The organism is Bacillus sp. FSL K6-6540 (assembly GCF_038007545.1).
Genome location: NZ_JBBOXH010000001.1, coordinates 3,668,322 through 3,683,449, shown reverse-complemented (window position 1 = coordinate 3,683,449; position 15,128 = coordinate 3,668,322). Strand labels below are relative to the sequence as shown.

Annotated in this window: 10 protein-coding genes; all 10 read left to right on the top strand. The window is 51.3% G+C overall.

What is annotated here, in order from left to right; translation table 11 throughout:
* The first annotated feature begins 94 nt into the window (after window positions 1-94).
* From MHH82_RS16180 to MHH82_RS16135, 10 genes are read left to right on the top strand one after another with little or no spacing between them, the layout of a single operon-like run.
* Window positions 95-1,519, top strand: coding sequence for an extracellular solute-binding protein (locus MHH82_RS16180; RefSeq protein WP_251495904.1), 1,425 nt, complete (start codon window positions 95-97; stop codon window positions 1,517-1,519).
* A 32-nt stretch (window positions 1,520-1,551) separates the two neighbouring features.
* Window positions 1,552-4,509: an extracellular solute-binding protein gene (locus tag MHH82_RS16175; RefSeq protein ID WP_340966775.1), complete on the top strand. Its 2,958-nt coding sequence runs from the start codon at window positions 1,552-1,554 to the stop codon at window positions 4,507-4,509.
* Window positions 4,499-5,458, top strand: coding sequence for a carbohydrate ABC transporter permease (locus MHH82_RS16170; protein WP_015735407.1), 960 nt, complete (start codon window positions 4,499-4,501; stop codon window positions 5,456-5,458). Before MHH82_RS16175 ends, MHH82_RS16170 begins: the two co-directional genes overlap by 11 nt.
* A gap of 12 nt (window positions 5,459-5,470) precedes the next feature.
* Window positions 5,471-6,343: a carbohydrate ABC transporter permease gene (locus MHH82_RS16165; protein WP_340966772.1), complete on the top strand. Its 873-nt coding sequence runs from the start codon at window positions 5,471-5,473 to the stop codon at window positions 6,341-6,343.
* An 11-nt stretch (window positions 6,344-6,354) separates the two neighbouring features.
* Window positions 6,355-8,385, top strand: a complete 2,031-nt coding sequence (locus MHH82_RS16160; protein ID WP_036660450.1) for a YIP1 family protein — start codon at window positions 6,355-6,357, stop codon at window positions 8,383-8,385.
* Window positions 8,378-10,582: a DUF5696 domain-containing protein gene (locus tag MHH82_RS16155; protein ID WP_340966770.1), complete on the top strand. Its 2,205-nt coding sequence runs from the start codon at window positions 8,378-8,380 to the stop codon at window positions 10,580-10,582. Before MHH82_RS16160 ends, MHH82_RS16155 begins: the two co-directional genes overlap by 8 nt.
* On the top strand, window positions 10,579-11,436 hold the full coding sequence (locus tag MHH82_RS16150) for a carbohydrate ABC transporter permease (protein ID WP_028406627.1): 858 nt from the start codon (window positions 10,579-10,581) through the stop codon (window positions 11,434-11,436). The genes MHH82_RS16155 and MHH82_RS16150 overlap by 4 nt, the downstream gene beginning before the upstream one ends.
* A gap of 13 nt (window positions 11,437-11,449) precedes the next feature.
* Window positions 11,450-12,388, top strand: coding sequence for a carbohydrate ABC transporter permease (locus tag MHH82_RS16145; protein ID WP_015735402.1), 939 nt, complete (start codon window positions 11,450-11,452; stop codon window positions 12,386-12,388).
* A gap of 26 nt (window positions 12,389-12,414) precedes the next feature.
* Window positions 12,415-13,677, top strand: a complete 1,263-nt coding sequence (locus tag MHH82_RS16140) for a glucoamylase family protein (RefSeq protein ID WP_015735401.1) — start codon at window positions 12,415-12,417, stop codon at window positions 13,675-13,677.
* Between the two features lie 33 nt (window positions 13,678-13,710).
* Window positions 13,711-14,988, top strand: coding sequence for a hypothetical protein (locus MHH82_RS16135; RefSeq protein WP_340966766.1), 1,278 nt, complete (start codon window positions 13,711-13,713; stop codon window positions 14,986-14,988).
* Window positions 14,989-15,128 lie beyond the last annotated feature (140 nt).

Below are 15,128 nucleotides of genomic sequence, written 5' to 3'. Positions count from 1 at the left end.
CGTTGCCATTATCCAAGACCCGGTTTGAGCGCCGTACGCTTTTCACGGAAGGCGATGGAAAATAAACAACAATAATCAAAAGAGAGGGATCAGTATGAAGAAAACCGTTGTATTCGCTCTTATTCTTACGCTGCTGGTCGCACTGTTAAGCGGTTGTTCGTCGAGCAAGACCGACAACGCAACGGAGCCGAACCAAGGGCAGAACCAGGAACAAACGAATAAGCCTGGCGATGATGCAAATGTCGGCTCGGGCGAGAAGATTGTGATCAATTATGTGAACTGGAACCTCGGCACCGAAGCCGAAAACAACATTGAAAGAAAAATGATCGCGGCGTTCGAAGAAGCTCATCCGAACATCGATATCCAGCTGGACGAATCGTTCGACTATTCGAAATACGGCGATTCCCTGGCGGCTGCAGCAGCTGCGGGCAAATTGCCCGACGTCATGATGCTTCCGAACATTCCGTTCGGCCTGACGAACGAATGGCTGCTCAACCTTGAGACAATCGCTGCATCCGATCCGGAGTGGGCAAACATTCCGAAGGCGCTCGAGAACGCCACGCATTACGGCAGCGGAATCTACGCAGTTCCTGCGGGAATGTTCTTCCAGGGTTACTTCATCAATCAAGACTTGTTTGAGCAAGCAAACCTGCCGGAGCTGAACTATTCTCCGACTTGGGATGAATTCCTGAACGCGGTAAAAACGCTGAACAATCCTTCGGAAGACGTTCTCGGATTGTCCGAAGCGGTTCAAATTCCGGACTGGTACCCGGCCTCCGTGAATTCGCAGCTCGGCTGGTTCACATGGGACGGACAGCAGTATCACTTGAACGACCCGGTGTTTATCGAAGGCGTGAACAAGGCGAAGGAAATTATGCAAGGCAAATACACGTTCGACAGCCTGACCGAAGACGAAAAAGCGAAGTACAATGCCACCTGGCACGGCGATGTGTGGAATCAAGGAAAGGTCGCAGTCCGGTGGGAAGGCACATGGGCAACGAAGGATTTCAGCAACCTGAATTTCAAATCCAAGTTTATCGGCATCCCTGGCGGCAAATTTATTTTGATCGGCGATTTCATCGGTATTTCGAAGAGCACCGAGCACCAACAAGAAGCATACGAATTCGCTAAATATATGACGTTCGGCAAAGACGGCATTTTGAAGCGCATGGAGCTGAACACGGACGGATCCTATACATCTCTGCCGATGACGACGGACCAAAGCATCCTTGATCAATATTTCGCTAACGGCGGCTATGAGGGATTGAAGGAGGCTTACGATAACATCGACAACGCGATTTTGGAGGGCGTCAAGTTCATTCCGGGCGTTGTAAGATCTAGATGGGAAGCGCCAACCGGCGTCAAAGTCGGCGACAAGGAAAACGCCAACCTCGGCGATTTGATTCTTGACAGCATTAAGGGAGGTACGAAGATCGAAGATTACGCGGAGCAAATCAATAAGCTTGCGAACGATGAATACAAGGCAGCAGCCGACGCAATCTCCGCTTTGACGCAGTAACCTACGACCGGTGGCCAGAGGAGGTAGAATCCATGTTAAGGCGTAGAGGAGCCAAGATCACCTTCAGCTTGATCTTGATTGGAATCATCATGATCTCAGGCATCAGCGGCTTCATTAGCAGAGGGAATGGTGATGCCGATTCCAATTCCAATATGGTCAATAACCGCAGTTCTGCCTCTCTGGATCAAAGGGAGAAAGAAGGAATGATTCCGGCCGACGGGGGATCCTTCAGGATCGCCCCATCCCGTTTTATAGCCGATTCCAACTTACCGATTCTTGCCAGAGAGGCTGCCTACGGTTACGATGACGGCGCGATTCACCTGAAGAAGGGCGACTCCTTCGCAGCCGAAATTGAAGTTCCGAAGGAAGGCGAGTATACCCTGTCATTCGATTATTTTATTCTTGCCGAAGGATTGCAATCTACGGAATACAGCATTCAAGTAAACGGAAAATCCCCTGCTCTGGAAGCCAATCGATTTGTTCTCCCGCCGCTGTGGAAAAGCAACACGGACACGTTTCCGAAGGACCGCTATGGCAACGAAGTGATGCCGACGCAGGTGCGGGCGGACGAGTGGCAGACGATTGAATTCGCAGATCCGAACCGGATGAATCCGGAGCCGATCAAGATCAAGCTGAACAAAGGGAAAAACATCATTAAATTTACATTAATGAACGGAGAATTGTTAAACGGCAGCATTACCGTTGCAGTTCCGGCTGCATTGCCGTCGTATTCGCAATATGCCGCACAGCACATCGATAAGACAGAAGCGAAGTCGGCGATGATTGTGAAGGAAGCGGAAAAACCCGATTTCAAAAACGATACGACGATCAACCCGCTGCCAAGCAGAAACTTGGGAGTAAGCCCTTATGCGACGAACCTGCTGCTGCTCAACACGCTTGGCGGAAAAACGTGGGATATATCGGGCCAAACGGTTTATTACGACATCCATGTGGAACACGACGGCCTGTACCAAATCGGTGTTAAATATAAGCAAGAGGACAAACCGAATTCCCGAGTGTTCCGAACCTTTACGATCGACGGGCAAATTCCCTTCGCGGAAGCGAAGCAGTATCCTTTCGAGTATTCGACTTCATGGAAGACCGAAGTGCTGCAAGGAGCTGAAGGCCCTTATCTGTTTTACTTAAACAAAGGAAAGCATCGAATCGGGATTATGGCGGATGCGAGCCCCTATTTCGATGTGATGCAATTGCTGCAGCATTCCATTAAACAGACCAATGATCTGACATTGGATATCCGCAAATTAGTGGGCAACGACGTGGATCAGAATCGGGAGTGGGAGATTACGGAGCACTTCCCGACTATTCAGGGAGATTTACTAGATATAGCGAAAGCTCTTAGTCAAGAGTATGAGAAGGTGGTCATGCTGAACGGCGGCGTAGACAGCTCCAAGGGCCTGACTGCAATGAAGATGGCGGTGGGCAGCCTGGAGAAGCTGGCGGCCGAGCCGAACCAAATTCCGCGTAAGCTGAATGAGCTGAACGGCGGGGCCGGTTCCGTGACGCAGAATTTGTCGAATGCGATCACCGATTTCGAAATGCAGCCCCTAACGGTAGACCAATTGTACATTTCGAACAAAGACGCTTCTTACCCGGAGCATAAAGCCTCTTGGGCTAGCTCCGTATATGAAAGCACAAAACAGTTCTTCCATACGTTCCGGTCGCCGAAACGGCAGGACAACGACGATGGAGTAACGTTGAACGTCTGGATGAACCGGCCTAGAAACTATATGGAGCTCCTGCAGCGAATGGTGGATGAACAGTTTACGCCGAAGACGGGCATCAAGGTGAATTTCTCGACATTGCCTAACGAGCAGCGGCTTACGCTTGCCGCCTCATCCGGAATTGCCCCCGACTTGGCTCTCGGAATCAGTAACAATATTCCATTCGATTTGGGCTTCCGGGGCGCAGCGCTCGATCTAAAGCAATTTGACGACTTCGGCCAAGTGATCGAGCCGTTCTCGCCCGGGGCGCTGCTGCCGCTCATCGTCAATGACGAATTATACGGTGTTCCTGAAACGCAAGATTTTTACGTACTGTTCTATCGGAAGGATATATTGGATTCGCTCAACATTCCTGTGCCGGATACATGGGACGACGTCATCGAAATCATGCCGGAGCTGCAGCGGTATGGCATGAATTTCTATTCGCCGATCGCCGGCGCGACGGGAATGAAACCGTTCATGGCTACCGCGCCTTTCATTTATCAAGCGGGCGGGGATATATTCGGGAAGGACGCCTTTGAGACGGGAATCGACAGCAAGGAGTCGCTGAAAGGCATAGAGCTGATGACGAATTTGTTCAAGCTGTATGGTTTGCAGATGCAGGTTCCCGTATTTTATGAGCACTTCCGTTCCGGAAAAATGCCTCTGGGCGTCAGTAATTTCGCTACGTATATTCAAATGCAAGTGGCGGCCCCTGAACTGAAAGGCTCGTGGAAAATCGCTCCCGCGCCAGGGATTAAGCGCAACGGGGTGACGGAACGATGGGAGCCGGGTTCGGCGCAAGTGTCGATGATCTTCAAGAGCACCAAGTATCCTGACGAAGCCTGGCAATTTTTAAAATGGTGGATTTCAACGGAGACGCAGGTGCACTTTGCAAACCAGCTGCAAACGTTGTACGGCAAAGAGTATCTGTGGAATACCGCAAATAATGAAGCCTTCTCACAACTGTATTGGCCGGAAGAAGACAAACAGGTCGTTCTTGAGCAATGGAAATGGCTCAAGGAAGTGCCTAAGTCGCCGAGCGCCTATTTAATCGAACGCGAATTGAGCAACATTTGGACCAAGGTTGTTTTCGACGGGGAAAATATCCGTTCAGCCGTGGAAGACGCAGTGAACGAGATCGACAAGGAAACTGCAAGAAAGATGGAAGAGTTCGGTTATATGAAACAGGGCAAGGTTGTCGCTCCTTACCGTATCGCAACCATCGAGGATGTAGAAAGTTGGGTGAGAGGAAGAGATGGAAACTAAGTCCGATACAGCAGCGCTGCCCCGAATCGACGGGATGCCACAAACCCGCAGCAAATTTAAGAAATGGAGAGAAAAGGAAGGCTCTGCCTACCTTTTCCTCGCTCCCTATTTATTGCTTTTCTTTGTCTTTATCGTGCTTCCCGTTATATTTGCGGTCGGGCTCTCCTTCACGAGCTTTAACGCCATTCAAATGCCGAAATTTATGGGTCTCAAAAATTATATCGATCTATTTATGAGAGATAGCGTGTTTATGCAGTACGTACTGCCGAACACATTGAAGTTTTCGCTCATCGTGGGCCCGATCTCGTATATTTTATCGTTCCTCCTTGCTTGGATGCTGGCGCAAATTCAGCGCGGTCCGAGAACGGTGCTCGCCTTGCTCATCTATTCGCCGTCCCTTACGATGGGCGTCGCGATGGCGGTCGTATGGAAGACGATATTCAGCGGAGACCCGACGGGCTATATTAACAGCTTGCTGCTCCGCAACGGCTTCATCACGCAGCCGATCCAATGGCTTCAATCGCCCGAATATTTACTGCCGATCATGATGGTCGTCACGATTTGGAGCAGTATGGGCATCGGGTTTTTGGCGATGCTCGCAGGCGTCTTGAACATCAATTCGGAGATGTATGAGGCGGGATATATCGACGGGATATCGAACCGCTTTCAAGAAATCGTTCATATTACGATTCCGTCCATGAAGCCGCAAATGCTGTTCGGTGCCGTCATGGCGGTCGTTAACACATTTCAAGCAGGGCTCATCGGGGTTCAGCTGTCGGGTACGAACCCGACGCCGTCGTATGCCGGACAGTTGATCGTCAATCACATTGAGGATTATGGCTTTATCCGCTACGAGATGGGTTATGCTTCGGCCATTTCCACCGTTCTTCTCCTGGTGATTTGGCTTTGCTCGAAGATCGTATGGAAAATGTTCGCCGAGAAAGAGTAGGAGGGAACAAGTATGGCTTCTTTTCAAGGAACAAAGATGAATCCGAGCCGATTTCATATCAGTCAGTTGAAGTTCTACCTGATTCTGGCTCCCCTCTCGGTTTTCATGGTGATGCCGATCATTTTTATATTTTCTCATTCGCTTAAACCGATGGACGAACTGTTTGCTTTTCCCCCAAGGTTTTTCGTTCAAAATCCGACGATGGATAACTTTCGGTTCCTATTGTCGACGTTTACGGTTTCCGGCATTCCGGTCAGCCGCTATATATTCAACAGCGTCGTGATTACGGTCGTGACGGTGTTCGCGACCATTTATATCAGCGCAGCAGCCGGGTACGCCTTTTCGAAGAAAAACTTCAAGCTGAAGAACACGCTCTTTTCGATCAATACGCTCGCGCTTATGTTTGTTCCGGTCGCCGTCTCCATTCCGAGGTACTTCCTCGTCGTCAAGCTCGGATTGATAAACGACTTCTCGGTTAATATTCTTCCGCTCTTGGCGATGCCTGTCGGCTTGTTTCTATTGAAACAGTTCATTGACCAAATCCCGAATGAGCTGATAGAGGCTGCCCAGATTGACGGAGCAAACGACTTTACGATCTTCCGGAAAATCATCATTCCGATGACGATGCCGGCGATCGCCACGATTGCGATCCTGGCGTTCCAGCTCAGCTGGAACAGCAAAGAGCCGGCGACGCTGTACGTCAATGACGAGGAAATGAAGAACTTTGCTTATTATATGTCGACCTTTACGGCGACCAACAATGAAGTGGCCGGTCAAGGGATATCCGCGGCCGCCGCGCTCATCATGTTTATCCCGAATTTGCTGATTTTTATCTTTATGCAAAGCCGGGTTATGAATACGATGGCTCATTCCGGTCTGAAATAGGTGTGAAGCAGATGAAAAAGAAGACGGTAGGCAGATGGGTGTTGCTCGTCGTAATTGCATGCTTTCTGCTCGTTCAAATCCCGGCTCCGGCTATGGCCGCTGCGCCGTACCAAACAGGGACCGAAGGCCCGGGAGGCATGATCGTCGGGACGCAAACCGCATATGAACCGGACGGAATGATTCGGCTCGACATAAACCAGCCGGCGGATCTGTTCTATGATGAGCCGACCGGAAAGTTGTATATCGCGGATCCCGGGAATGCAAGAATTGTCGTTTATGAAGAGAACAACGCACCGCAAACGATCGGAGAAGACGTCTTATCGAATCCTTCCGGCGTATATGTGGCCGCCGATCGACTCGTTTACGTCGCGGATTACGGGTTGAAGCAAATTGTCGTGTTCGACGAGCAGGGAAAGCTCGTGAAACAGTTCGGCCGTCCGGAGGAACCGATTTACGGCAAAAAGAATGATTTTGCGCCGAAGAAGGTTGCGGTGGATAAACGCGGCAACATCTACGTCATCAGCGAAGGCTCCATCAACGGTGTCGTTCAGTTGAACAACGAGGGGCATTTCCTGGGTTACGTCGGCGCGAACCGAACGAGCCTGTCGATGAAAATGCTCATTCAACGCTTCATTTTTACCGAAGGACAGAAGGCGCAGCTGTTCAAATCGACGCCGCCATCCCCGACCAGCATTGTGCTTGATTATCAAGGGCTGCTGTACACAGTAACCAATGGAATTAGCGGTGACGGCATCAAGAAGCTGAATATTGTAGGTGATAACATATTGTCCTCGAGCTCTTGGACCAGCGATTCGATGGTCGATATCGACGTGGATGCGGGCGGAAATATCTATACGGTAGACGTCAATGGGCTCATCTGCGTTTACGACAGCTTCGGCAATTTGCTGTTCATGTTTGGCGGAGGGGACGACAAGTATGAGCGCCAGGGGCTCTTTAAAAGCGCCTCGGCCATTGACGTCACCGACTCCGGGCGTACGCTGTACGTGGCCGACAAAGAGCGGAACGTCATTAACCGCTATTCGATCACCCCGTTCGGAACGAAGGTGTATGAAGGCGTCGACCAGTACAAGCAAGGGTTATACGTGCAGAGCGAGGACATCTGGAAAGAGATCCTCAAGATGAACAGCTATTTTATTTTGTCATATAAATCGTTGGCTGAATCGTATTTCAAGCAAAACCAGAATGGCAAGGCTCTGGAGAGTTTCCGGATGGCGGAAGACAAAGAGGGCTATTCCGACGCATTCTGGAAAATCCGCAATGATTGGCTTCAACAAAACATTAATGTCGTCGTATATACCGTATTTGCCATCATCGTTGCGGGTTACGTCATCCGAATTCTGCATCGGCGGTATCGCGTGCTGCAGCCGCTCGTACGATTGAGAAACCGCGTGGCGGACATCAAGCTGGTGAAAGAAATCGGGTTCATGTTCTACTTCCTCAAGCATCCGATCGATGCGGTCCAGGAGCTGAAGGAACACAAAAGGGCGACCGTCCGCTCGGCGACGGTTCTGTATGTCTGGATGCTGCTGCTTCAAGTCATTCTGGTCTATGCCAAAGGATATTTGTTCGCAAGCGGAGATCCCGACCAAATGGACTTATTGCCGATCATGCTAACGTCGGCCGTTCCGCTATTATTCTGGGTCGTTATGAACTACATGGTCAGCACGATCAGCGACGGAGAGGGAAAGCTGTCGGAGGTTTATATCGGCACGGTTTACGCGCTGTCGCCTTATTTGATATTCGCGCTCCCGATCGCATTGATCAGCAACGTGCTGACGTATAACGAAAAATTCGTCTACGACTATTCGATGATGTTGATCCAAGGCTGGTCGCTGCTTCTCGTTTGCATCATGGTGAAGGAGCTGCATGACTATACGTTCAGGCAGACGGTGCGGAATTTGTTCCTAACGGTGTTCGGCATCGTATTGGCTGCCCTGGTTATTTTCTTGTTAGTGCTCTTATTTAATCAAGAAGTGGAATTCATTCAAACGATCATTCAGGAGATGAGAAACCGTGCTTAACAAAGTGAAACGAATAGCTGCTCTATCGTTAACGTTCCTGCTGTTGGCCGGTTTGATCTCGATCGCGGCGCTCGCGCAGCAGGGAGTGAACCAACCGGAAGCTCCAGTCGCCGGTGCGGACGCATCGGGCGATCGACTCGCATCATACGAGAAAGCTGCGGAAAACGCCCGCTTGGCGCTTTATGTAAATAAGAACACGCTCGGCATCAAAGTCCAAGACAAACAGAACGGTTATGTGTGGGACGGCACGCTGGATGAGAAGGATGACAAGCTGAACAAATCGTGGCAATCGCTCTTCGAGTCGGGCTTGAGCGTGGAATACATGGATGCCAAACGCAAAATCAGCACCGCGCCGGTAACCGGAGAGCAAGCAAAGATTGCGGTTGAGCCCATGGAGGACGGCTTCTCGGCGAACGTGAATTACGAGAGGCTGGGAATCTCGCTGAAGCTGGAAGTTAGGTTGACGGAAGACGCGATCGAATTCAAGGTTCCGGAGAATTCGATTCAGGAGACGAATAAGGACAACCGGCTGCAGTCGCTCTACGTGTATCCGTTCTTTGGGGCAACCAAGGGAGTTCAGCAGGATAAAGGATATATGCTCATTCCTGACGGCTCGGGAGCGCTCATCAGCTTGAACGAGCAGACGCTGGCGACGCAGCCCTATATCGGGAGAGTGTTCGGCGACGATCTCGGGATGAAGGGCAGCACGCAGCTATCAGAAGGAATGGCAACTCCCATAGAGCAAGTGTATCTGCCGGTGTTCGGCATCGCCCATAAGGAAGGCGGCAACGCTTTCGTTTCCATGATCACGGGCGGCGCCCCTTACGCGGAAATTCGCTCTTATCCTGGCAATGTGACCACGGCTTACAATTGGACCACGGCCAAATGGATATACAGAGAAAACTACTTCCAGTCCTTGGACAAAGAGGGCAAAGGCATCACCTTAAACCAGGAAGAGAAGAACAAATTCGACGCTTCCATGAAAGTCATGCTTCTTTCCGGCAAGCAGGCCGATTATTCCGGAATGGCAAACCGGGTGCAGAGCGAGCTTGTGCAGCGGGGGGAGCTGCCCGCCAAGAAGGACGGCGCGGATCCGCTCCCGCTCCGCATCGAATTTTTCGCCGCGGACAACCAAAAGCAATTGATTGGGAGCGAAGTAATCCCCATGACCAACGTGGACCAAATGGACGATATACTGACCGATCTGCGGGCAAATGAAGTGGACCGCATGATGGTTGTTGTCCGCGGCTACACGGAGGGCGGCGCTACCGGAGCATCTCCTACTCATTTTCCGTTTGAAGAAAAGGTAGGCAGCGGGGACGATTGGAACGCATTCGTGGAAAAGTATAAAGCGTTAGGCATTCCCGTGTACTTTTATACCGACTACGTGATGGCCGGTGCGACGGCGGACGGATACGGCAAGGGGGACATCGCCCAGTCCGTTTCCAAGCAGCTGCTTTCGTTCTATGACACGTCGTACTACCTGCAGCCGGCAGCGTCCGCGAAGCTGTTTGGGAATGAAATTTCATCATTCCAGAAGCACGGCATCGACCATATCGCGATGGACTCGATAGGCAGCAATCTTTTTTCCGCTTATGGGAAGTCCACGTCTACGCGCAGCGGGTCGATCGAGACGTATACGTCGATGCTGCCACGTGATTCCATCAACAGCTACGCATTTTACAAGCCGAATTATTACCTGTGGAGGTTTGCCGACCGGATCATGGATCTGCCGATGAGCACTTCAAGCTTCCTGCTGGAGAGCGAAGAGGTGCCGTTCCTGCAGCTTGTGCTGAAAGGACATGTCGATTATTACGCCCAGGCCTCCAATTTCAACGCGAACCCGCAGAAGGAGCAACTGAAAATGATCGATTACGGCAGCTACCCGTCCTTCATCCTGACCGACGAGGATCCGATCAAGCTGGCCAATACGGAGGCGTCATGGTGGCTTTTCACATCCCAGTATTCGGTTTGGAAGGATCAGGCCGTTCAAGAATATCGGACGGTTGCGGAAGCCCTGAAGCCTGTTGCGGATGCGACCTTTGACAAACGTGAAAAAGTGCGGGAAGGCGTATTTAGAAACACTTACTCGAACGGTACCGTCATCTATGTCAATTACACTATGAATGAATTTACGGCGGACGGGAACAAGATTCCGGCGCAAGGGTTCTTGGTCCGGGAAGGAGGCCGTTCATGAAAATTCGTTACCGGCTCAGAGAGGCGCTTATCGGCCTATCGTTTATCTGGATTTGGATCGTAGGTTTTTTGGTCTTCACCTGCTATCCGTTGATCCGCACCTTGCTGTTCAGCTTCAGCCAAGTAAAGATTACTGCAGACGGAGTCAAGACAACGTTCATCGGCTGGGAAAATTACCGGAACGCGCTGTTCCTGAACGTCGAGTTCGGCGATACCTTGGCTACCTATTTTGTTGAGACGCTTGTGATCGTGCCGATCATCGTCGTGTTCGCGTTAATCGTCTCCCTTCTGCTGAACGTGAAAATCCGCGGCAAAGGCATCTTCCGGACGATTTACTTTCTTCCGGTCATTATTACAAGCGGACCTGTCATCAAGCAGCTGATGGATCAAGGAGCCACTACGCTCCCGGGCATTCAGACGATTATCGAAATGAGCAAGCTTCATGAAAGCATGCCGGAGCTGCTCGCCGATCTGATCGTGTTTCTACTGACGTCGTTTATTACGATTCTTTGGTTCTCCGGCGTGCAGATGCTGATCTTCCTGGCAGGCCTGCAGAAGCTGGATTCCTCGATGTACGAAGCGGCGAGCATCGACGGCGCCTCCAGGTGGGAATCGTTCTGGAAGCTGACGCTGCCGGCGCTGAACCCGATGATTATCGTCAATATGGTGTATACCGTCATCATGCAGTCCGTCTTTTCGCTGAATCCGGTCATTACTCAGATCCAGAGCGCGATGTATGATGCGAAATACGGAATGGGATATTCCGCTGCAATGGCGTGGATCTATTTCCTTGTCATGCTGGTACTGCTAGGCGTGCTGGTGCTCGTTACAAGGCAGCGGGAAACGAACCGTTAGGAGGTGGGATGGTATGAAAGGGATTGACCGCAGAACGATCGACAAGACGAAGCGGATCCTGTGGGGGTTTACGGGAGAAGGCATTGTCTACAAAATAGCCGTATACTTCTTGCTGTCTCTGATCGGCTTCGTCTATTTGTACCCGTTGTTTTATATGATCACCTACAGCTTCATGAATACGGAAGACCTGATCAATCCGTTGATCACCTATATTCCGTCGGGATTTTATATGGACAATTTCGTCAAGGCAGCCGAGGTCATGGACTTTCTTAATACCTTGTGGCAGAACGTTCTTGCTTCCTTCGTTCCTGCCATCGTCCAGACCGTTTCGGCAGCCGTTATCGGATACGGCTTTGCCCGTTTCCGAATTCCGGGGAAATCCGTCTTGTTTGCGCTCGTGCTGGCAACGTTCATCATACCGCCGCAAATTACGATGATTCCGCAGTTCCTGATGTTTAAAGATCTCGGATTAATCGGAAGCATATTTTCTTATATCATTCCGGCGGCGTTCGGACAGGGAATTAAAAGCGGTCTGTTCATTCTGATTTTCTATCAGTTTTTTCGGTCGATTCCGAAATCGCTCGAGGAGGCCGCACAAATCGACGGAGCCGGCGCTTACAAAATATTTGCCGTTATTTGCGTGCCGATGGCCGTGCCGGCCTTCATCATTTCCTTCTTGTTCTCGATGGTTTGGTATTGGAACGAAACGCTGCTCGCGGCGCTGTACTTGGGCGATAAGCTGACGACGCTGCCGCTGGAGCTGCAAAACTTCGCCGTAACGTACCAGAAGGTATTCCCGGCCGATCCGAATGCGCAGACCGGACGCAGCTTGAACGAAGCGATCAATATGGCCGGAACGTTTTTGAATATCATCCCGCTGCTGATCGTTTACTTCTTTACGCAGCGCTGGTTCGTAGAGAGCATTGAACGATCAGGCATCACAGGCGAATAAGATCGCTTGAGAAGGGAGGCACGGATTTGCGGCGCAGAAGATGGATCGCATGTTTAGCCGGTGCGATGATGCTGCTGACAGCAGCGGTAGGATGCTCGCAGAAGCAGCCGGACGAATTGGACCTTGAGGCCAAGGCGTCGTTCGACTATCTATGGGAGCAGACGAACCGCGAGGAAGGCTCCGAAGGCTACGGCTTGACGAGGGACCGATACCCGGGCAATCCGAAGATCGCCAGCACGGCAGCCACCGGATTCGCGCTCACGGCGATTCCGATCGGCGTGGAGAACGGCTGGATCAGCCGCGAGGAAGGCTATGACAGAGCGGACCGCACGCTCGATACGCTTCTGCGGATGGAGCATGAGCACGGATTTTTTTACCACTTCGTGAACATCGATACCGGCAAGCGGGAGTGGAACAGCGAAATTTCGAGCATCGACACCGGGCTCCTAATGAACGGCGTCTTGACGGCGGGGCAATATTTCGGCGGCGATGTTCAGAAGAAGAGCGAGCAGTTATATGAGCGCGTCGAGTGGCCCTGGTTCGTAGACAAAGGCAAAAATCAGTTCTATATGGCATATTCCCCGGAGAAAGGGTTTCAAGGCCATTGGGACTTCTATGCCGAGCAGCTGTCCCTTTACGTGCTGGCCGCCGGTTCGCCGACGCATCCGATTGACGTCTACGACGGCTTTACACGCCACAAAGCTTCGTATAAGAATTCCGAGCCGTTCATCCATTCCTGGTTCGGTTCCCTGTTCACCCATCAGTTCTCGCATGCCTGGGTCGACTTTCGCGGCTTGGTAGACCGTGACGGGGTTGATTGGTTCAACAACTCGGTCGTCGCCTCCCAGGCGAGCCGGCAGTTCGCCATCGATCTAAGCGAGAAGTTTAAAGGCGTGGGCGAGCAGTCGTGGGGCTTTACCGCATCCGATTCGCCCGCCGGCTATAACGGATTGCTCGGTTCGCCGCCTTCCGGCTATGACAATGCGGCCCATCAAGCGGACGGCACCGTTCCGCCGGCCGGGGCGCTGGGCTCGGTTGTGTTTACACCGGAAGAATCCATAGAGGCATTGAAGTATTACCTAACGGTTCCGGATCTAAGCGGCGAATATGGGCTGAAGGATGCGTTCAATCTGAATGCCGACTGGGTCGGTCCCGATTATATCGGCATCGATAAAGGGATCACGCTGCTGATGGCCGCCAATTACCGGGACGAGACGGTATGGAACATGTTCATGAAGGTTCCTTACGTGAAGAAAGGGCTTGAAGCTCTGCAATTCAAAAATAAATAGGCTATTTCAGGCGGCGAATGGAGAGAGAGTACGATGAAACAAACGACCAATGTTTATGATCAGCTTTCGGAGAAGGTGAAGGCGTTTGTCGATCGCCAGCATAAGGACTCCTACCGGTTGATCGATGCTTGCCGCAATCCGCGCACAGGCCTTTACGGCGACGCATATTACAGTTTCGCGAGAAATCCGGAGGCCCGCTGCTCGGTCTCTGCAACCGGGGTCGGCTTGATCAGCCTGGTTGTTGCCGATTACGAGGGCTGGGACGACCAGGCGGCGGAGAAGGTCAAGCTTACGCTTAATGCCGTTCTCGGCAAGGTGGAAGGCTGCAAGCCGGCTAGAGACGCCGCGACGGGCTTCTTCGCGCACTTCATCGACATAGAGACAGGCGCGAATCAGGGCTCCGAAATTTCGACGATCGATACATCGTTGCTGGTAGCGGGAGCTTTGTTCGCGGGGAAGCATTTTAAGGATAAAATGCCCGAAATCGACGAGATGGCTCATGAATTGTTAATGCAAATCGACTGGCGTGTTGTTATCGCAGATAAGCATAGAGGCATCATCAACATGATCGTCAAGGACGGCCAAGGAATCGCTCCGCTCCCGGCTTACAACGAATATGTGCTGGTTGCCCACTTGGCGAAAATCGCCCAGCCGGAAGACCCGGACATCCAAGAGCTGTGGGATAACACCTTTGCGGAACAGAAGATTAATGAATTCCCTATGAAATATTACCGGGACATTCCGGTTATTACCGATACGAATACAAACGATCCAAACCAATTGAAGTTTTTGTCTTCGTTTGTGCACCAGTTTCCTTATTTCTTGGTTCCTGATTATGCGAAGAGCGACATCTACAATAAGTATTATGAGAATGCATGCACGGCTGACCGTTTGAAATGGAAAGAGCTAGCCGATGTGCCTTCTTATGTATGGGGGTATGGAGCCGGCGCCAATGACGGTCTGTACAACACTTATCATGCGGATAAAATCGAGGATTCGCCGGGCAACGTCGCTTCCGCCTATATTGTTGCCGGCTTCCTGCCGGTGTACCCTGCGGGCATTCACGACCTCTATGCGTTATATCGGCTGCACATTCCGTACGACGCTTATTTCAATCACAGGGATCCGGAAGATGAAGTGAAATATAGAGCGGCTTACAAATACGGATTGCATCGTTACTCCTGGTGGCATCTGGAAGAAAGGGACCGCTGGTACCCCGAGAAAGTGACAGTGATCGACTGGAGCTCCATGCTGTACGGCATGACGGCCTTTAAACGGGGGATGTCTTTCTTTACGGATCGGTTGAGATAACACATCTATTAGAGGCTGCTCATAAAGTCATCTTTTGACCACGAAGGGAGTCTAGAAGCGACTCGGCATCGAACCTCGTGAAAATCCGACTTTTTGAACACGCACTATAAGTAATTGCTGTCACCGTTTGTCGAAACGTT